Raw genomic sequence first — 18,692 nt, 5'->3', positions numbered from 1 at the left:
TATAATAAAATTATTCTGTTAAATGACGATTTTGCGACTAGGGATAGAAGAGGTGATGTGGATGAATCACACAGAAGGACACAATCCTCTCACAGCAACTCGGTATACGCTTTATTCTTGGATTTTGTTTTTACTGCCGCTAACCTTTGGTGTATTACTAGCGTCGATCTATAATTGGTCGGACTTTTGGGCAGCCGTGGTAATCGGGTTAGGTTGCTGTGTACTTGTAAATAATATCATTGTGGTTAAGTATCAACTTTATACGAGACGAGTCAGTATTTTGATGATTTTGATTCAAGTATACGTTGCTTGTTTTTTTGGAATTATGTTTTTAGGAAAAGCATATGCAGATGTTCGATTAGAGTTTGTACTTATGGCGATCTTTGCCATTAATGCGCTTTTGGGTGTGATGTATCGGAGAAACCTATTTCTATGTGGCCGGTTTGCCAAAGTAGTCCTGCTTTTTACAGTTGGTTTTCCCTTTATTTTTGCGCAGATTGCCCATACATATGGATGGGCCCCGACTATGGATGCACCGGGGCTGATGAGTTCGATTGCGGCCGCATTTACATATTATACAGGGTCTTTGTTACATAACTATTATTTCTCGTCATAACAAACAGAATATTAGTCCGGTTTTCATAAGAAGAACAAATGCAATAATTCGCATTTGTTCTTCTTAATTCGGCTAATCATGTCCAGATTGAATCTAGTAAATTGATCATATCTCTCTTATCTCTCTCATAGAATTGTTTTGAGAGAATGAGGAGGACGGATGAATGAGAAGAAAACATTACTGGAGTCAAGCGATTCAAGCCCATGTACAAAGTCAGAAATCGCTCTATATTTTTGTAGTAGTCTTATTTTTAACAGGTGTTGTGTTTGGAGCGGTGATTGTGAACATGTTGACTGCCACGCAGCGTACGGGGCTATCTAGTTATTTGGGACACTTTTTTAAAGAGTTAGGGAGAGGGAGTATTGCTGATTCCGAAATTGCCCTTCAGCATTCGATCGGAGAGCATTTGAAAACGATTGGTCTGATGTGGTTATTAGGTTTATCTGTTATCGGGATTCCGATTTTATGCCTCTTTTTGTTCTTCAAAGGAATGGTGATCGGCTTTACAGTTGGCTTTCTTGTTCAACAGTTTTCATGGACCGGATTATGGTTTGCCTTTGTTTCCATTGTTCCTACAAATCTGTTTGTCATTCCTGCTATGATGATCGTCTCTGTGGCAGGAGTTTATTTCTCCGTAGACTTAGTAAAAAACCATATTATTGCGCATCGTGGCTCGCTATACCCCAAATTTGTTTCCTATTGCGGAGTGGTTGTGATGATGGCTTGCCTCATGATGATTTCTTCTCTCGTTGAGGCGTACCTTTCTCCGATGATCATGAGAGGGTCTCTACCTGAAATCGCTTCTATGTTGCCACATCTTCCTTCAGTTTAAAGTAATTATTACCTGATAATCTCTTTTAGTTGGTTTGACTTTTCCTGTATATCTCTCATATAATGTTGAGTAGATTGAGGGGGGTGTGGATGTGGAAAAACGAGTAAATCAAATTAAACAGCAATTATCCGCCCACAATTATAAACTAACCCCCCAACGGGAAGCCACTGTGCGTGTTTTACTTGAAAATGAAGACGACCATTTGAGCGCAGAGGATGTTTACCTGTTGGTGAAGGACAAAGCACCTGAGATTGGGCTTGCGACAGTTTATCGTACGTTGGAACTACTTAGCGATCTTCACATCATTCATAAGCTGAATTTTGGTGATGGTGTAACCCGATATGAGTTTCGTGCTGAGGGGGCTGAACATCACCATCATCACTTAATGTGTTTAAATTGTGGCTCTGTCGATGAAATTATGGAGGATTTACTAGGACCTATTGAACAGCAGGTGGAGCGAGAGTTCCATTTTCACATTATGGACCATCGTTTGACATTCCACGGAATTTGTTATCGTTGTAAGGGGCAGGTAATTGATCCAAAAAAATTAATAGGCTCGAAAGTAACGTGAGATGCTATATAATGGCTCTCACTTCTTTTTGGTGATTTTTAGGTTTTAAGTACAATTAGAAAGTGTTAAGATAGGTTTGATGCTGAAGGAGGTTCATTGATGAGAATAGGGATTCCTAGAGAAATTAAGAATAACGAGAACCGGGTTGCAATTACCCCTGGTGGAGTAGATGCGTTTATCACAGCAGGTCACTCGGTTATGGTAGAGAAAAATGCAGGAATTGGAAGCGGTTTCACTGACGAGGCTTATGCTTCCCATGGTGCTCAAATTGTGGACAGTGCGGAAGTAGTTTGGGAAAACTCTGATATGATTTTGAAAGTAAAAGAACCTCAGCCAACGGAATATGGCTATTTCCGTGAAGGGTTAGTTTTATTTACATATCTACACCTTGCTCCTGAGCCAGAGTTAACAGCGGCACTCATGGAGAAGAAAGTAACGGCAATTGCTTATGAAACTATTCAATTAGATAATAGATCTCTTCCTTTATTAACTCCAATGAGTGAAGTAGCAGGTCGTATGTCTGTACAAATAGGTGCTTCTTTCTTAGAAAAGCCACATGGTGGAAAGGGAGTGCTATTAGGTGGTGTACCAGGAGTTCTCCCTGGTGAAGTAGTAATTGTAGGCGGAGGAATCGTGGGTACTAATGCAGCTAAGATGGCCGTGGGTCTCGGTGCAAATGTAACGATTCTCGATGTGAATCCAGACCGTCTCCGTCAACTAGATGACCAATTTGATGGGAAATTACGAACTGTGATGTCAAACTCGTATAACCTAGCAGAAGCAGTTAAGAAAGCAGATCTACTTATCGGTGCAGTACTCATCCCAGGTCGTCGTGCTCCTCGTTTGGTGACCGAAGAGATGGTAAAACAAATGCAGCCAGGTTCTGTTATCGTAGATGTTGCTATTGACCAAGGTGGTTCCATTGAAACGATTGACCGTGTAACTACACATAGTGAACCAACTTATGTAAAACATGGAGTGGTTCATTACTCAGTGGCTAACATGCCGGGTGCGGTTCCCCGTACGTCAACTCTCGCGTTAACCAATGTAACAATCCCTTATGGGCTTCAGATCGCCAATAAAGGAGTAGGACGAGCTTTAGCGGAGAGTAAACCACTCGCACTGGGCGTAAACACAATTCGAGGGAAGTGTACATATCAAGCAGTTGCAGAGAGCTTGAACTTGACTTACACACCTCTTGAAGAAGTTTTATAGAATAAATCAGTTCCCCTACCCATACATTGATAAAAAATGGGTGGGGGACGAGTTATTTATGATTATATCCACCAGACGGATCAGGCAGTGGTTTACGTTTTTACTATTATTTGTCTTATTCACCCTTCTTCTCTATCAAGTGATGAGCTTTTTTACCGAGATATTTGAGCCAAATTCGATCTATAAAGAACCAATCGGTGATGCGGTAAAGGTATTTTCAGACTATGGTAGACAAACATCACAAGCGACCTTCTCTGAGCTAGTCAAAGAGCGCCTGTTATGGTTTTATGAGATTGGGGAATAAGAATAGTAAGATTGTCCATGCAAACATCCTAACAAAATAGGATGATTCTTTTTTATCAACAACATATGAGAGGGGGATTAGACATGAGAAAATACAATCGTGTCTTCCTCGTTGTCTTGGATAGTGTAGGAATTGGCGAATTACCAGATGCCAATTTATATAATGATGTCGGCGCTCATACATTAGGTCATATAGCACAACATGTAAATGGATTAGCTATGCCCAATATGTCGAAGTTAGGGCTTGGAAATATTGAAGCAGTAGAAGGTATCTTACCTGCTGATGTCCCACAAGCTGCCTATGCTCGGATGAAAGAAGTTTCACGTGGTAAGGATACCACCACCGGGCATTGGGAGTTTATGGGTATTATCACAGAGTCCCCATTTAAAACATATCCAGATGGCTTTCCGAGTGAGCTGATTCAGGAATTTGAACAAAGGATTGGTCGTAAAGTTTTGTGTAACAAACCTGCCTCGGGTACAGAAGTGTTAGATGAGTTTGGTGAAGAGCACATGAAGACAGGTGCTGTTATTGTTTACACTTCTGCGGATAGTGTATTCCAGATTGCAGCGCACGAAGAAGTCGTGCCATTAGAAGAGCTATATAAAATTTGTGAAGTAGCGAGAGAGTTAACATTAGATGAGAGGTATTCTGTAGTACGAGTGATTGCTCGTCCATTTGTCGGAAGCCCAGGAAGTTTTTCACGTACTTCTAATCGCCGCGATTATTCTGTGAAACCACCTATTAAGACTGTTTTGAATCATTTGCAAGAGGCTGGTAAAGAAGTGATTTCGATTGGTAAAATCTCCGATATCTATGCTGGAGAAGGGATTGTTCGCTCGATCCATACGAAAGACAATATGGATGGGATCGATCAAGTGCTAGCAGTGGCGAAACAGGAGTTCCACGGCCTCGCGTTTGCCAATCTCGTCGATTTTGATGCTAAATTTGGACATCGTCGTGATCCGGATGGATATGGCCAGGCGCTAGAAGAGTTTGATACTCGTTTGCCTGAGATTCTCGCAAATCTGCGCGAAGATGATCTTCTGATTATCACAGCTGACCATGGAAACGATCCAACCTTCCACGGAACCGATCATACTCGTGAATATACGCCACTTATCGTATACAGTCCATCCATGACAGAAGGTACAAATTTAGGGGTTCGGGAAACGTTTGCAGATATTGGTGCTTCCATCGCTGAGAACTTTGGAGTAACCTCACCTTATGGAACTAGTTTTTTAAAAGAATTACCTTAAATGAATGATATTCTGAGATAGGCGGTGCTGACGTGAGTCAAAATCAATTAAATATCCGAGAAGCAACGGAGTGGATTCAAGCCAAAATCCAAGTTCAACCGAAAATTGGACTTATTTTAGGATCAGGTTTGGGAGTGCTTGCTGGAGAAGTAGAAAATCCTGTAAAACTTTCTTACAATGATATCCCTCACTTTCCACAATCTACTGTTGAGGGGCATGCTGGAGAACTAGTAGTAGGTACGCTAGAAGATCAGCCAGTATTAGTCATGGCAGGTCGTTTTCATCTATATGAAGGGCATCCGTTAACGTCCGTAACCTTCCCGATTCGTGTGATGAAAGAGCTTGGGATTGAAAAGATCATCGTAACCAATGCGGCTGGTGGAGTAAATACTTCTTACGAGCCAGGTGACCTTATGCTAATTAAAGATCATATTAATATGACGTTCCAAAATCCCTTGATCGGCCCTAATGATCCAGAACAAGGAGTGCGTTTCCCGGATATGTCGACTGCATATGATCCAGAGTTACGCGAGGTGGCTCGCAAGGTGGCAACAGAGCAGGGTGTGAAGTTCCAAGAAGGTGTATATATCGGACTTCTTGGCCCGACTTATGAAACACCAGCAGAGATTCGTATGTGTCGTTATCTAGGTGGGGATGCGATTGGAATGTCAACCGTGCCTGAGGTAATTGTCGCTCGTCACGCTGGGATTCGTTGCTTAGGCATCTCGTGCATTAGCAACATGGCAGCAGGAATCTTAGAGCAACCGCTCTCCCATGATGAGGTTATGGAGACAACAGAGCTAGTAAGATCTCAGTTTATTAATCTGGTAAAAGGGATCTTGCGCAACATCTAAAAATCTTACATTTTGAGGTGCAATGATGAATATGATCCAACGTATCCAAGAGGCGAAAGAATATATTTCAAGTAAAACAAATCAAACCTATCCATTTGGATTGATCCTCGGTTCAGGCTTAGGTGATCTTGCAGATAAGGTAGAAAATAAAGTTATAATCAAATATGACGAAGTGCCTCATTTTCCTGTATCCACAGTGGAAGGTCATGCGGGACAGTTGGTGTTAGGGACATTAGCAGGGAAGCAAGTCATTGCGATGCAAGGTCGTTTTCATTTCTATGAAGGTTATAGCCAACAAGATGTAACGTTTCCTGTGCGTGTGATGAAAGCACTCGGAGTTGAAACAGTGCTTGTAACCAACGCAGCAGGTGGGATGAACGCAGATTTCCATGCAGGGGATCTCATGATTATCACCGATCACATTAATATGACTGGTTCCAATCCGTTAATTGGCCCTAATTTCGCGGAGCTAGGTCCTCGCTTTCCAGATATGTCGACTGCTTATACACCGGAATTGGTGCAGGTAGCGAAGCGTGTAGCGGCTGATCTAGGAGTTACTGTTCAACAAGGTGTGTATGCCGGTATTAGCGGTCCAACTTATATGACACCAGCTGAGCTAATCATGTTGCGTAATATGGGTGGAGATGCGATCGGTATGTCCACTGTGCCAGAGGTAATAGTCGCTCGTCATGCAGGGATGAAGGTTCTAGGGATTACTTGTATAACGGACATGGCGATAGGGGAATCACTTGAACCGCTTACTCATGAACAAGTAGTAGAAGTAGCAAATCGTACCAAGCCAATCTTCATGAATTTGGTTCAGGGTATTCTAAAAGAGGTGTAAGTGGATGGACACAGTTTCAATCATTCGTAAGAAGCGGGACGGACATGAACTATCAACGGAAGAAATTCGTTTTCTTGTAGAAGGTTATTCTACAGGGGATGTTCCAGATTATCAGATGTCTTCGTTTACCATGGCAGTTTTTTTCAAAGGAATGACAGACCGGGAAACGGCAGATCTTACTATGGCTATGGTCGAGTCTGGCGAACAGGTTGATCTTTCTAAGATTAATGGAATAAAAGTAGATAAACATAGTACAGGTGGAGTAGGAGATACCACTACTTTAACTCTCGTTCCACTTGTGGCAGCTACAGGTGTTCCAGTAGCAAAGCTCTCAGGACGGGGGCTTGGACATACAGGTGGAACGATCGATAAGCTAGATGCGATTGAAGGCTTTTCTACAGAGCTAGACATTGAAGAGTTTATTCAATTAGTGAATAGTAGTGGTGTAGCTGTAGTTGGCCAAACAGCAAATTTAACACCTGCGGATAAGAAGCTTTATGCTCTTCGCGATGTAACAGGAACGGTTGACTCCATTCCCTTGATTGCCAGCTCTATTATGAGTAAAAAGATAGCATCTGGTGCAGACGCTATCGTTCTTGATGTAAAAACAGGTGATGGAGCTTTTATGAAAGAAGAAGCGGATGCGATTAGATTGGCAAAAGCGATGGTGGCAATCGGGAAGCAAGTAGGCCGAAAAACAATCGCTGTCATTAGTGATATGAGCCAACCACTCGGTTATGCGATCGGAAATGCCGTTGAGGTAGAAGAAGCCATCGCTACTCTTAAAGGAGAGGGCCCAGAAGATCTTCACGAGTTAGGACTTGTCCTCGGTTCTCAAATGCTAATCCTTGCCGGTCGTGCGAAGACAACCGAAGAAGCACGCGGCTTGCTAGAAGGCGTTGTGAAGGACGGAAGTGCCCTTGCGAAATTCCGTGAGTTTATTAAAGGACAACATGGAAATGCAGAGATCGTGGATCATCCAGAATTTCTTCCACAGCCAGCAGAGAAAATCGAATTCCTAGCGGATCAATCTGGATTTGTACAACGTATTCTCGCTGAAGAGGTGGGACTGTGTGCGATGAGATTAGGTGCTGGTCGTGAAACCAAAGATGATGTGATCGATTATGCAGTAGGGATAGTGCTTCATAAGAAAGTGGGCGACCCGGTTTCTGATAAGGAAGCCGTAGCCACCCTTTATGTGAACGCAAAAGATAACCTTGATGAGGTGAAATCTCGTCTGCGCCAAGCGATCCAGATCGGTTCTGGGCAAGTGCAATCACCACCATTGGTACATTGTATTGTGACAGAAGATGGTGTACAAAAAGTATAGATATAAGAAAAGCCAGTCCCAATCGCTAACTAGCGAGAGGGACTGGCTTTTTTCTCATAAGGAAATAGAACTCTCAGTTCTTATTTTACTTCAAAAAATTTTGCAACGTCGTCAAGCATGAGATTTGCAGCTAGAACGCCACCAGCGGTGTTCCAGATTGTGTCACGTACTTTGAATGCTTTTTTGTTTTTTACTGCATTTAGTCCTTGGAAGAGTGGGTCTTTTAGCCATTCATTTTCGAGATCGGTTGCTTTGTTATCGCCTGTTTCATAAGTGAAATAGAAGAGATAGTCGCCATCCATAGCTGGGATGCGCTCTTTTCCTACTCCGCGTTCAGCTAAGTCATTTTTATTTTGGGATTCAGGACGTGCAAACCCGAGATCTTTTAGAATAACTCCAGAGAAAGAATCTAGGTGATAGATCCGAACGTCACCTGTTACGAAACGAACCATGGAAACTTTATTTTTTAACTTGTCCCCCAGCTTCCCTTTTAATTGGGAGATTTTTTCATCATATTGAGTCAGAGTTTTTTGGCCCTCTGATTCTTTGTTTAATACCTTTGCATAAAATTTGAAGTTCTCCTTCCAGTCACCTCGAAGTGATTCGGAGAAAACGGTTGGTGCAATTGCTTTTAGTTGTTCGTATATTTTTTCTTGGCGCATTTTGTTTCCGATAATTAAATCTGGTTTTAAAGAAGCGATCGTTTCAAGACTTGGTTCACTTTCTAAACCAACAACTTTTACGCCTTCCATCTGATCCTTAATATGATCGTACCAAGGCTTACCGGTAAAGGATTGTACAGCTCCAACTGGCTTTACTCCCAAAGCGAGTAGGGCTTCTGTTCCTTCGTTAGTAAGAATCACAACTCTTTTAGGTGTGCCTTTGATTTCTGTTTTGCCCATTGCATGTTCAATGGTAGTAGCGGGACTGTCTGATTTTCCAGATTCAGTCGTGGATTTACTGCCGCAAGCGGTAAGAGCAGATGCGATGAAAAGTAAGCTCGCTAAGATGAAAAGAGAGCGACTCTTTATAAATCGTGAAAACATATTGTATGATTACCTCCGTTGATTTGAAAATGATTTTCAATTACAATGAGAATCATAATCAATATTTAGTGCAGCTGTCAACAAAAGAAAATGAAAATAATTCTTATTAAAAAACAACTTTGTAATTACTTGAGGGGAGTATGTAGTAAGAAATGAAGATTCATACACACCAGGGGAAATGGCTTGCACTAATCACTTCTACTTTTTTATTAATTCTTTGCATGTTAGGTAGTGTATTACTGGGCTATACAGATACGTCTATTCAAACGGCGGTTCAGGCTTTTTCACATCCTACTGGCGTTTTTGATCAATTAGTGGTGACTGAGGTTCGCTTGCCGCGGGCTTTGATCGGTGCCGCGATTGGAGGAGCGTTAGCTGTTGCAGGTGCATTGATGCAAGCGCTTACCCGTAATCCGATGGCTTCCCCTGATTTTATTGGGGTAAATGCAGGAGCTAGCTTTTTTATCGTGGCTGCGATGATGCTGTTCTCCGTTACTTCACTGGAAGCGTTTTTATGGATTGGATTAATTGGCTCTGCGGTGACCTCACTTGCTGTTTATTTGTTGGGCTCTATGGGGAGTGGTGGATTGTCTCCCTTAAAAATCACATTAGCGGGAGCAGCAACGGCGATGCTATTCGCCTCTATGACGCAAGGGTTGCTAGTGTTAGATGAGTCGGCACTCGATCAGGTAATGTTTTGGTTAGCTGGTTCGATCGAAGGGCGAAAATTAGAGTTATTACAGCTGGTAATTCCCTATTTGACTGTCGGGTTTCTCATTGCTCTTTTCTTAGGAAAATCGATTAATGTGTTGCAAATGGGGGAAGATGTGGCAACGGGTTTAGGGCAGAAAACGTGGCTAGTAAAATTGCTTGGACTCGTTTCGATCGTTCTTCTAGCAGGAAGTGCTGTATCGGTAGCGGGCCCTATTAGCTTTATTGGAGTGATGGTTCCACATATTGCCAAAGGCTTAGTGGGTCATGATTATCGTTGGTTAGTTCCTTTTAGTATAACGATCGGAGGGATTGTCCTCGTGCTGGCTGATATATCGGCTCGATTTGTCATGATGCCAGAAGAGGTGCCTGTGGGTGTGATGACAGCATTGATCGGGATCCCATTTTTCTTAGCAGTAGCACGTAGGGGAGTAGGAAAGGCATGAAAACGAAACGATGGTTGATAATACGTAGAGGGAAAGCAGAACGAGTCTCACTTCTATTTGAAAAGCGTTCATTTTGGATGATTACGATTTTTTCAGCACTTCTTACAGTAACGTTTTTCCTAACTGCGGGAGCAGGAGAGGTATACGTGAATCCGATTGAAGTAGGTAAAGTCATATTCGGTATGGATGCGAATGCATTTTCGAAGCTAGTTGTGGAATCGTTTCGGCTACCTCGAATGATTGTAGCTATTTTAGTCGGAATGTTACTCGCTATTTCAGGCTCTATTTTACAGGGAATTGTTCGAAATCCACTTGCTTCTCCCGATTTATTAGGTATCACGGGTGGGGCGAGTGTGGCGGTTGTCATGTTTTTAGGGATGTTTAGCGATCCTAAGACAAATGCTTTGTTGGTGAGTATTCATTGGCTTCCATTGATTGCAATATGTGGGGCTATCGTTGCTGCCCTCCTTTTATATGGTCTTGCTTGGAAAAATGGCTTATCACCTGTTCGTCTTGTACTAATGGGGATTGGTGTATGGGCATTGATGAAAGCTCTCACGACTTTGTTCATGGTGAAAAGTGTCATTTACCGCGCAAGCCAAGCAAATGTGTGGATTACCGGTTCGGTATACGGCACAAATTGGGATCAGGTATCGACATTAGTCCCGATCGCACTTTTACTCATTTTATGTACTTTCTTTTCCGTTCGTCAGTTAAACGTTCAAGCCTTTGGGGAGGAGATCGCAGTTGGTTTAGGTAGTCAGGTCTCGAAACAAAGATTATGGCTACTTATTTTAAGTACATTAACAGCTGGAGTAGCGGTTGCTTATGGTGGAGGAATTAGTTTTATCGGTCTTATGGCACCACATATCGCTCGTAGATTAGTTGGCTCGAACTATGGTGCCCTTTTGCCTATTTCGGCCTTAATCGGTGGTTTCCTCGTGTTGCTTGCCGATACGATCGGACGGACTTTCTTTCTACCATTGGAAGTGCCAGCAGGTGTGTTTATCTCGATTCTAGGTGCCCCTTATTTTATTTATTTATTAATTCGAGAACGAGCCTAACGGTGATGATCCATGCATGAAAGGAAAGGAGATGATTGACGAAATGATTGCAGTAGAGACAAGTCAATTAAAATTGGCATATGGAGAGCGGGTCGTTATCGATGGATTAGATGTTGAGATTCCAAAGGGGAAGATTACGGTATTAATCGGCTGTAATGGATGCGGAAAATCAACTTTGCTACGCTCTATGGCTCGGCTACTAAAACCGAAAGCCGGGACCATTTTACTGGAAGGACAGACGATTTCAAAGATGTCCACGAAGGACATCGCCAAACAGTTAGCGATCCTGCCCCAAGGCCCCGTTGCTCCGGAGGGATTAACGGTCGTACAGCTAGTGAAACAAGGACGATTTCCTTATCAAAGCATGCTTCGTCAGTGGTCTACGGAAGATGAAGAGCTTGTAAATCAGGCGCTTCAAGCGACAGGGCTAGATGAATTACGGGATCAGGATGTGGATTCGTTATCAGGTGGACAGAGGCAACGTGCTTGGATTGCTATGACCCTCGCGCAGAATCCAGATATCCTCTTGCTAGATGAGCCGACGACTTATTTAGATTTAACACATCAAGTAGAGATTCTGGACTTATTATTTACGTTAAATCGTCAAGAAAACCGCACTATTTTGATGGTACTACACGATCTCAATTTAGCCTGTCGATATGCGGACCATCTGATTGCAGTTAAATGTGGAGAAATTTATGCACAAGGCTCACCTGAGGATATTATGTCGCCTAGCTTGGTGCAGGATGTATTTCAAATGGACTGTGAGATTATTTCGGACCCCATCTTTGGAACTCCTTTATTAATCCCGCATGGGAAAGGGAGAAACGTTGTTAGAAAGGAGGGGTGGACATGTCCATGATGATGGAAGAGCTCAACTTGTTACAAACCCGATTTCGCCTTGATCCCCGATCTTGGAGTGAATTAAAAAATGAAGTTCAGGGATGGAGCTTTCCGTTGAGTGATTTACTTGAAGAGAAGCCAAGAGAACAAGTATTACGCCAAATCAAAGACCTTCTCGGAACAGCTAACTTATCAGTAGCTAGCTCCATGTTGGTGAAGAGGATTAGTTTCGCTTTCTTGATTCCGTTAGCGTTATTTTCGCTGTATCAAAAGAGAGTAACAGGCTCAACTTGGAATGTGTCATTGTTAACCCCTCTTGAATCAGATTCGTTATGGGTCCCCAGTATTGTCATGGACCTATCTGAAGTACAGGAAGTAAATGCAGAGAATCGGTCTTCTGAGCGAACAGAGTTATTTCGCTGGATGTTTCAACAGCATTTTGCACCCTGGGTGAACGGAATCCGATGTTCTGTCAACATTTCAGAAATCACACTATGGGAAAATGTATTTGTCTATATCAAATGGATGTATCAGACTATGCGAGGCGAGGCTTCCTCTGTAGAATGTAAAAGACAGATTGAAGAAGATTATCAAGCACTCATTTCTGATCCTACCTTATCTCTTGATCAAAAAGGAACGAACCCATTTATCGCTTTTTCGCAAGAATCATTTACTCATAACCGTAAAACGTGTTGCTTGGCCTATTTAACTTCCCTACGACCTCAGCATTGCAAGACTTGTCCTGTAAATTGTAGTGCTCGTGAATCATCCTCTAACTGATTTCGCATACTTCCTGTTTGTCTGAGAGACACTATGCTCATTAGGACAATAGGAGGAATGCTAGATGCTGAAACGGATCAGTATCTCGGTTTTACTTTCAATCTTTGTACTCTCTTTATTTGTACCACGAGCTATCATACATGCGGCAGAATTAGATCTAGCACCTAATGCGAAATCAGCTGTATTGATGGACGCTGATACAGGAACGATCATTTATGAGAAGAATAGTCATGAAAAACTACCGCCTGCGAGTATTACGAAGGTGATGACGATGCTTCTGGTGATGGAATCAATCGAACAGAAGAAGTTGAAGCTGACGGATTCAGTCACGGTTTCAGAAAATGCCTCGTCAAAAGGTGGTTCTCAGATTTTCTTAGAACCAGGTGAATCCATGACTGTTCATGATTTATTAAAAGGAGTTGCTATCGGTTCGGCAAATGATGCTTCAGTTGCTTTAGCTGAGCATATCGGAGGGACAGAGGATAACTTTGTTGCGATGATGAACAAACGTGCTGTTCAGCTAGGATTAAAGGATACCAAGTTTCAAAATCCAAATGGTTTACCTGTAGCAGATCACTATTCTTCTGCCTATGACATTGCTTTGCTCTCTCGGGAACTATTAAAACATCCTGAGATTACCAAGTATACGAGTATGTATCAGGACTACTTGCGACAAGATTCGAAGAAGCCATTTTGGCTCGTAAATACGAATAAACTGGTTCGTTTTTACCAAGGGTTAGATGGTCTGAAAACAGGTTTTACCACTGAGGCACGTTTTTGTTTAACTGCAACTGCAAAACGGGATAACTTCCGTGTGATTTCTGTTGTACTGGGTGAACCTGACTCGAAAATGCGAAACCAGGAAATCTCCAAGATGTTGGACTATGCGTTTAGTCAGTATACCAACTACACTTTCTATAAAAAAGGGGACCTCATAGCCAAAGTTGAAGTGGATAAAGGCGACCCTGAAGAGATGTTAATTCGTGCGCATCACTCGATGTCGATTCTGATGAAGAAGGGCGAAGATCCAAAGCAGTATACAAAGGTGGTTCATTTTAAAGAGTTAAAAGCCCCGATTAAGCAAGGAGAGACAATCGGGACAATCGATTTTACAAATAAAGAAGGAAAAGTCGTAACTCATCTGGAGATAACAAGTTCTAGAGATATCCAAGAAGCTAGTCTTTGGAATGCGATTCAAAAAGTGTTTACGGACATCTTTAAGTAACTTCTTTAAGGAAGCTGGCTAGAAAGCTAGTTTCCTTTTTTGGTTTCATAGCAGGATATGGGAATTATTTGAAGAAAACATCATACAGAAGAGAAGCACCTGAATGAGAAGGAGGGGTTCAGTTGGCTTTACATTTAGACGTAAAACGGTCAAAGAATGTGTTAGTCGCTCGTCTCGATGGAGAATTAGATCATCATACGGCTGCTCATGTTCGTAAAGTGATTGAAGAAGAGCTAAATCACGAATGGGTCACTCATCTTGTATTAAATCTGGAGAAACTCGAATTTATGGATAGCTCTGGTTTAGGAGTAATCCTCGGTCGCTATAAACGAGTGACGCAAATGGGAGGCAAGATGACCATCTGCTCAGTACAACCTCCGATTCAGCGAATCATGGAGATGTCAGGATTGTTTAAGATTCTTCAAATGTTTCAAGACGAGAGCAGTGCAGTTTCCGCATGTGGGGTGGCGTCATGATCAAACCAGTACATACAAACTTTATGGAACTATGTTTTAATGCTCGATCGGAGAATGAATCATTTGCCCGTGTGGCTGTTGCCGCTTTTTTATCGCAGTTAGATCCTACTGTTGAGGATTTGACAGATATCAAAACAGTCGTGAGTGAAGCCGTTACAAACTCGGTCATTCATGGATATGAGGAAAATCCAGAAGGTGTAATCTTAATTCGCACCGAGATTGAAGGTACGAAGATTTGTGTGCAAATTACAGATTATGGTTTAGGAATCGAAGATGTAGCGGAAGCACGGCAACCTCTCTATACATCAAAACCCGAATTGGAGCGATCGGGTATGGGTTTTACGATCATGGAGAATTTCATGGATGAGGTGATGATTCACTCCAAACTAGGAGAAGGTACGACCATTCAACTAGTCAAGCAGCTTACTCCGCAATCTCAGCAATCGTTAGTGAATTGAGGGAAGCAATATGGATGCGGAAGTGCGTAAAGAACGTCATAATCATTTGTCGGATGCCGAAGTCAAAGAGCTCATTTTACTCAGCCAGCAAGGAGATCTGTTGGCTCGAGATCGCTTAGTGAGTCATAATATTCGCTTAGTTTGGTCCGTTGTGCAACGTTTCTTAAATCGAGGTTATGAAGCAGAGGACTTGTTTCAAATAGGAAGCATTGGTTTACTAAAAGCAGTAGATAAATTTGATCTCAGTTATGATGTGAAGTTTTCTACCTATGCCGTCCCGATGATTATCGGAGAGATTCAACGATTCCTTCGAGATGACGGGATGGTAAAAGTAAGTCGTAGTTTGAAGGAATTGGCCAATAAAGTACGAAAAACGAAGGATGAGCTATCGAAACGTCTAAATCGACTCCCCACACTACATGAGATTGCGAAAGAGATTGGAATTGAGCCGGAGGAGATCGTTTTCGCACAAGAAGCAAACCGTGCCCCTACTTCCATTCATGAGACGGTATATGAAAACGATGGTGATCCGATTACGCTAATGGATCAAATTGCGGATGATAGCGAAAAATCTTGGTTTGATAAGCTAGTGTTGCATGATGCGATTGATCGTCTATCAGAACGAGAGCAGTTAATCGTTTATCTGCGGTATTTTAAGGATCAAACACAGTCGGAAGTGGCTGAGAGGCTTGGTATATCTCAGGTTCAAGTTTCCAGGCTGGAGAAAAAAATCATCGCCCGGATGAAAGAAGATTTATCTCAAATTAATTAGTCTGTTTTAAGGAGCATCCTACATTTAGGATGCTCCTATCTTAATTTAGGCTTTTAACTAGAGCAAATCCGCATTTTGCTCATAAAGGTAATATACCTTTACTTTTGAAAGGATGTGTTCTGATTGCATCGGTTGGGATTTGTTAAGGATGTCATTTATCCTTGGAGGAGAATCGACTCTCCCTCACATATATCACAAAAAGAACAGCCGTTTTCCTGGGTGGAAAAATATTCTTACGTGTATAGTGGTCCCTATAATAGAAATGAGATTGCGCTTACATTTGATGATGGTCCAGACGAGGTTTATACTCCAAAGGTATTGGATATTCTAAAAAAACATCAAGCTAAAGCAACCTTCTTTTTGGTAGGGAATAATGTAGAAAAATATCCGCAAGTAGTTAGACGGATTGCACAAGAAGGCCATCAAATCGGGAATCATAGCTATGATCATGCGAATTTGAAAAAACTACCCGATAAAGAATATCATGAACAAATTGAAAAAACGGGGAGACTCATACGCAATCTAGTCGGATATGCACCAAAGGCGTTTCGACCACCTTATGGGTCACTTAGTGAGAAACAAGTAAAATGGGCGAGCGACAAAAAATACCTAGTCACTCAATGGAATGTGGATACATTAGATTGGAAAGGATTAAGCAAAGAAGAAGTGTTGTCGAGAGCTTTGGATTCTACTACACCGGGAGCCATTATCTTACAACACTCTATGTATCCAATGAAACTACAAGGTTCAGTTGAAGCTCTAGAGCAACTTATTCCTATATTAAAGTCAAATGGAACTCGATTGGTTACTATCTCCCAAATGTTTCGTACTCCTAAAGGGATTTAAGTTTTGTATATAAAAGGCTCTTACTTTGGAAGTGATACACAAAGTAAGAGCTTTATTTATTGTGATTTTCACTGAAATTTATTTTTTTGCACATACTACTTCTAACCACAATGTGAAAGGAGTCGCACACTTGTGGCATCAATCGTTTATATCAAGTTGAAGAAAAAAATAAAAGCACAGATGGAGCAACGGATTTTGTTGCAGGATATAGCAGAGATCGTAGCGGATCAGGATCAAATGGAACTACAGCATATGCCGATTATCCAGCTTACTCCCAAATACGGCACTTATGCCGTGATTGAAGCGATTCATGTGCTACGCGCTGTGAAACATGCATTTCCGCATCTCCAGATTCAGATGCTAGGGCCCGTTCATTCCATCATCGAGCGTTCTCCAGAGCCGCGCCTACGTAAGAAATTGTTCGTTTTTTTAACGTGGATTTTTCTATTTACAGGCTCTGGATTAGCCATTATGAACTTCCATACAGATGTCAGTATGAAGAAGGTACATGATCGGATTTATTTTCTAGTCACGGGTGATCAGGTAGATGGCTCTTTATGGTTGCAGATTCCTTACTCACTTGGAATTGGAGTAGGAATGATTCTCTTCTTCAATCATGTATTTAAACGCCGCTTTAATGAAGAGCCAAGCCCGATGGAATTAGAGATGTATCTATACCAAGAGACGATCGATCAGTATGTCATTGAACATGAGAAAGTTACTACAGAAGGAGACTCGAATGATTCAACATTTCCTCGATAGTCTGATTCTTGTCTTTTTCGGTTTGGCGGGTGGCTTTGCAGTAGGAAGTGGATTTGTTGCTTTTATTGCTGTGTTAGATATCGTGCCTCGTCTTACCCATCTTACTCGTTCGAAGTCTTCGATCCACTGGTATGAAGGGGCTATCATAACCGGCACATTAGTCTTTACATGGCTTGATTTACGAAACATGACGCTCGGCATTCCGATGTGGATCATCCTGCCACTAGGGGTCTTCATGGGGATTTTTGTTGGGATGTTAGCAGCGGCACTGACTGAAGCATTAAATGTATTCCCGATCCTAGTGAAGCGTATGGGAATGAAGGAATCTCTGTTGATGTTCTTGATGGCCATGTCGCTAGGCAAGGTAATCGGTTCTCTGTTACAGTGGACCTATTTTAAAATCTGGTAATAGAAAGGATGAAATCAAGTGGGGACGTTTCTGACTGCTTTTGTGGTAGGTGGCTTGATTTGCGTAATTGGACAACTATTAATCGATTTAACCCCACTTACTCAAGCACATGTAATGACATTGTTAGTGGTGATGGGAGCTGTATTAGACGGAATTGGCCTGTACGAACCACTTATAAAATTTGCAGGAGCAGGCGCAACGGTACCTATTACCAGCTTTGGAAATGCACTTGTTCATGGTACGGTCAAACATATGCAAGAAAATGGAGTTGCAGGCTTATTATCAGGCATGTTTTCGATCACGAGTGCAGGTATTACGGCGGCCATCGTATTCGCTTGCTTAACTGCCCTTATTTTTAAACCGAAAGGGTAATGGAAGATGGATTGTCGTCAAAGAAGAAAAGTGATTGTCGTGACGGATGGAGATCAGGTTGCTCAAGAAGCATTGGAACAAGTAGCCAAACGAATTCACGGTCGTGTGATCTCCCTCTCTGCGGGTAATCCGACCCATCTGTCAGGCCCTGAGCTTGTGAAACTTATCCATCGTGCGAAATATGACCCAGTAATCGTTATGTTTGATGACTGTGGAAATGCAAAGGAGGGATTTGGAGAGAGGGCATTACGATATGTAGCAAATCATGAAAGCATCAAGGTAATCGGTGCAATTGCCGTTGCTTCAAACTGTATAAAGAGCAGAGGGACTCTTGTTCATATGGCTCTAGATTGTCATGGGAACGTCATTAGTCACCCGGTTGATAAATATGGAAAACCTCAATATAACGAAGAACTTCGAATCTACGGTGACACAGTGGAAATTTTAAATGATATTCAGATTCCGATCATCATAGGGATCGGTGATGTCGGGAAGATGCGCAGATATGATTATTATAAAATAGGAGCTCCTGTTACTACAAAGGCAATTAAGTTATTATTAGATATCTATCAAAAGAATACTGGAACAGATTCCATTCAAAGAGAGTCCAACAAAGGAGAAGGAAGTCTCCAATGAATGGGGTTGATTTTGTGTCTA

General features: G+C 42.0%; 23 protein-coding genes. 22 read left to right on the top strand and 1 reads right to left on the bottom strand.

From position 1 onward, the window contains the following. Nucleotides 1-61: 61 nt before the first annotated feature. The 9 genes from BT147_RS01305 (at nt 62) to BT147_RS01265 (ending at nt 7,825) form a co-directional block, all read left to right on the top strand. On the top strand, nt 62-616 hold the full coding sequence (locus tag BT147_RS01305) for a hypothetical protein (RefSeq protein WP_072330118.1): 555 nt from the start codon (nt 62-64) through the stop codon (nt 614-616). A 163-nt stretch (nt 617-779) separates the two neighbouring features. After that, nucleotides 780-1,448 (top strand): stage II sporulation protein M, encoded by a 669-nt coding sequence (gene spoIIM, locus BT147_RS01300; protein ID WP_072330116.1) that lies wholly within the window; start codon nt 780-782, stop codon nt 1,446-1,448. Nucleotides 1,449-1,539: 91 nt separating this feature from the next. Then, complete coding sequence (fur, locus tag BT147_RS01295; protein ID WP_072330114.1) at nt 1,540-2,019, top strand: ferric iron uptake transcriptional regulator; 480 nt, start codon at nt 1,540-1,542, stop codon at nt 2,017-2,019. 99 nt (nt 2,020-2,118) lie between these two features. Next, nucleotides 2,119-3,234, top strand: coding sequence for an alanine dehydrogenase (gene ald / locus BT147_RS01290; RefSeq protein ID WP_072330112.1), 1,116 nt, complete (start codon nt 2,119-2,121; stop codon nt 3,232-3,234). Between the two features lie 58 nt (nt 3,235-3,292). Continuing rightward, entirely contained in the window at nt 3,293-3,538 is a 246-nt protein-coding gene (locus tag BT147_RS01285; RefSeq protein ID WP_072330110.1) for a DUF4227 family protein, read from the top strand. A gap of 83 nt (nt 3,539-3,621) precedes the next feature. Further along, on the top strand, nt 3,622-4,797 hold the full coding sequence (deoB, locus tag BT147_RS01280; RefSeq protein WP_072330107.1) for a phosphopentomutase: 1,176 nt from the start codon (nt 3,622-3,624) through the stop codon (nt 4,795-4,797). A gap of 32 nt (nt 4,798-4,829) precedes the next feature. Next, the gene (locus tag BT147_RS01275; protein ID WP_072330105.1) at nt 4,830-5,651 is read left to right on the top strand and encodes a purine-nucleoside phosphorylase; all 822 of its coding nucleotides are present in this window, start codon (nt 4,830-4,832) and stop codon (nt 5,649-5,651) included. A 22-nt stretch (nt 5,652-5,673) separates the two neighbouring features. Further along, nucleotides 5,674-6,495 carry a purine-nucleoside phosphorylase gene (locus tag BT147_RS01270; RefSeq protein ID WP_072330103.1) on the top strand — a complete coding sequence of 274 codons (822 nt, stop codon included), beginning with the start codon at nt 5,674-5,676 and terminating at the stop codon, nt 6,493-6,495. A 4-nt stretch (nt 6,496-6,499) separates the two neighbouring features. Further along, on the top strand, nt 6,500-7,825 hold the full coding sequence (locus BT147_RS01265) for a pyrimidine-nucleoside phosphorylase (protein WP_072330101.1): 1,326 nt from the start codon (nt 6,500-6,502) through the stop codon (nt 7,823-7,825). Between the two features lie 80 nt (nt 7,826-7,905). Here the strand turns inward: BT147_RS01265 and BT147_RS01260 are convergent, their stop codons facing one another. Beyond that, nucleotides 7,906-8,871 (bottom strand): ABC transporter substrate-binding protein, encoded by a 966-nt coding sequence (locus BT147_RS01260; protein ID WP_072330099.1) that lies wholly within the window; start codon nt 8,869-8,871, stop codon nt 7,906-7,908. 152 nt (nt 8,872-9,023) lie between these two features. On the opposite strand from BT147_RS01260, the gene BT147_RS01255 reads away from it, so the two are divergent. From BT147_RS01255 to spoVAEA, 13 genes are all read left to right on the top strand, one after another. Beyond that, entirely contained in the window at nt 9,024-10,028 is a 1,005-nt protein-coding gene (locus BT147_RS01255) for a FecCD family ABC transporter permease (RefSeq protein ID WP_072330097.1), read from the top strand. Then, a complete protein-coding gene (locus BT147_RS01250; RefSeq protein ID WP_072330095.1) occupies nt 10,025-11,092 on the top strand; it encodes a FecCD family ABC transporter permease in 1,068 nt (355 codons plus the stop codon). The genes BT147_RS01255 and BT147_RS01250 overlap by 4 nt, the downstream gene beginning before the upstream one ends. Before the next feature lie 43 nt (nt 11,093-11,135). Beyond that, nucleotides 11,136-11,954, top strand: a complete 819-nt coding sequence (locus BT147_RS01245) for an ABC transporter ATP-binding protein (protein ID WP_072330837.1) — start codon at nt 11,136-11,138, stop codon at nt 11,952-11,954. Beyond that, a complete protein-coding gene (locus tag BT147_RS01240; protein ID WP_072330093.1) occupies nt 11,945-12,715 on the top strand; it encodes an IucA/IucC family C-terminal-domain containing protein in 771 nt (256 codons plus the stop codon). Before BT147_RS01245 ends, BT147_RS01240 begins: the two co-directional genes overlap by 10 nt. A 64-nt stretch (nt 12,716-12,779) precedes the next feature. Further along, nucleotides 12,780-13,940 (top strand): D-alanyl-D-alanine carboxypeptidase family protein, encoded by a 1,161-nt coding sequence (locus BT147_RS01235; RefSeq protein ID WP_072330091.1) that lies wholly within the window; start codon nt 12,780-12,782, stop codon nt 13,938-13,940. Nucleotides 13,941-14,062: 122 nt separating this feature from the next. Next, entirely contained in the window at nt 14,063-14,416 is a 354-nt protein-coding gene (spoIIAA, locus tag BT147_RS01230) for an anti-sigma F factor antagonist (RefSeq protein WP_072330088.1), read from the top strand. Next, nucleotides 14,413-14,874, top strand: a complete 462-nt coding sequence (spoIIAB, locus tag BT147_RS01225; protein ID WP_072330086.1) for an anti-sigma F factor — start codon at nt 14,413-14,415, stop codon at nt 14,872-14,874. The genes spoIIAA and spoIIAB overlap by 4 nt, the downstream gene beginning before the upstream one ends. Before the next feature lie 10 nt (nt 14,875-14,884). Then, complete coding sequence (gene sigF / locus BT147_RS01220) at nt 14,885-15,646, top strand: RNA polymerase sporulation sigma factor SigF (RefSeq protein WP_072330084.1); 762 nt, start codon at nt 14,885-14,887, stop codon at nt 15,644-15,646. Between the two features lie 237 nt (nt 15,647-15,883). Next, nucleotides 15,884-16,492 (top strand): polysaccharide deacetylase family protein, encoded by a 609-nt coding sequence (locus BT147_RS01215; RefSeq protein WP_286118876.1) that lies wholly within the window; start codon nt 15,884-15,886, stop codon nt 16,490-16,492. 132 nt (nt 16,493-16,624) lie between these two features. Then, nucleotides 16,625-17,254, top strand: coding sequence for a stage V sporulation protein AA (locus tag BT147_RS01210; RefSeq protein WP_083426275.1), 630 nt, complete (start codon nt 16,625-16,627; stop codon nt 17,252-17,254). After that, on the top strand, nt 17,232-17,663 hold the full coding sequence (locus BT147_RS01205; RefSeq protein ID WP_072330082.1) for a stage V sporulation protein AB: 432 nt from the start codon (nt 17,232-17,234) through the stop codon (nt 17,661-17,663). Before BT147_RS01210 ends, BT147_RS01205 begins: the two co-directional genes overlap by 23 nt. Before the next feature lie 18 nt (nt 17,664-17,681). Next, the gene (gene spoVAE, locus BT147_RS01200) at nt 17,682-18,035 is read left to right on the top strand and encodes a stage V sporulation protein AE (RefSeq protein ID WP_072330080.1); all 354 of its coding nucleotides are present in this window, start codon (nt 17,682-17,684) and stop codon (nt 18,033-18,035) included. A 6-nt stretch (nt 18,036-18,041) separates the two neighbouring features. Further along, nucleotides 18,042-18,671 (top strand): stage V sporulation protein SpoVABEA, encoded by a 630-nt coding sequence (gene spoVAEA, locus BT147_RS01195; protein WP_072330078.1) that lies wholly within the window; start codon nt 18,042-18,044, stop codon nt 18,669-18,671. Nucleotides 18,672-18,692: the final 21 nt, after the last annotated feature.

Source organism: Thermoactinomyces sp. DSM 45891 (genome assembly GCF_900119485.1).
Taxonomy (GTDB): domain Bacteria; phylum Bacillota; class Bacilli; order Thermoactinomycetales; family Thermoactinomycetaceae; genus Baia.
This window is presented reverse-complemented; position numbering and strand designations above follow the sequence as displayed.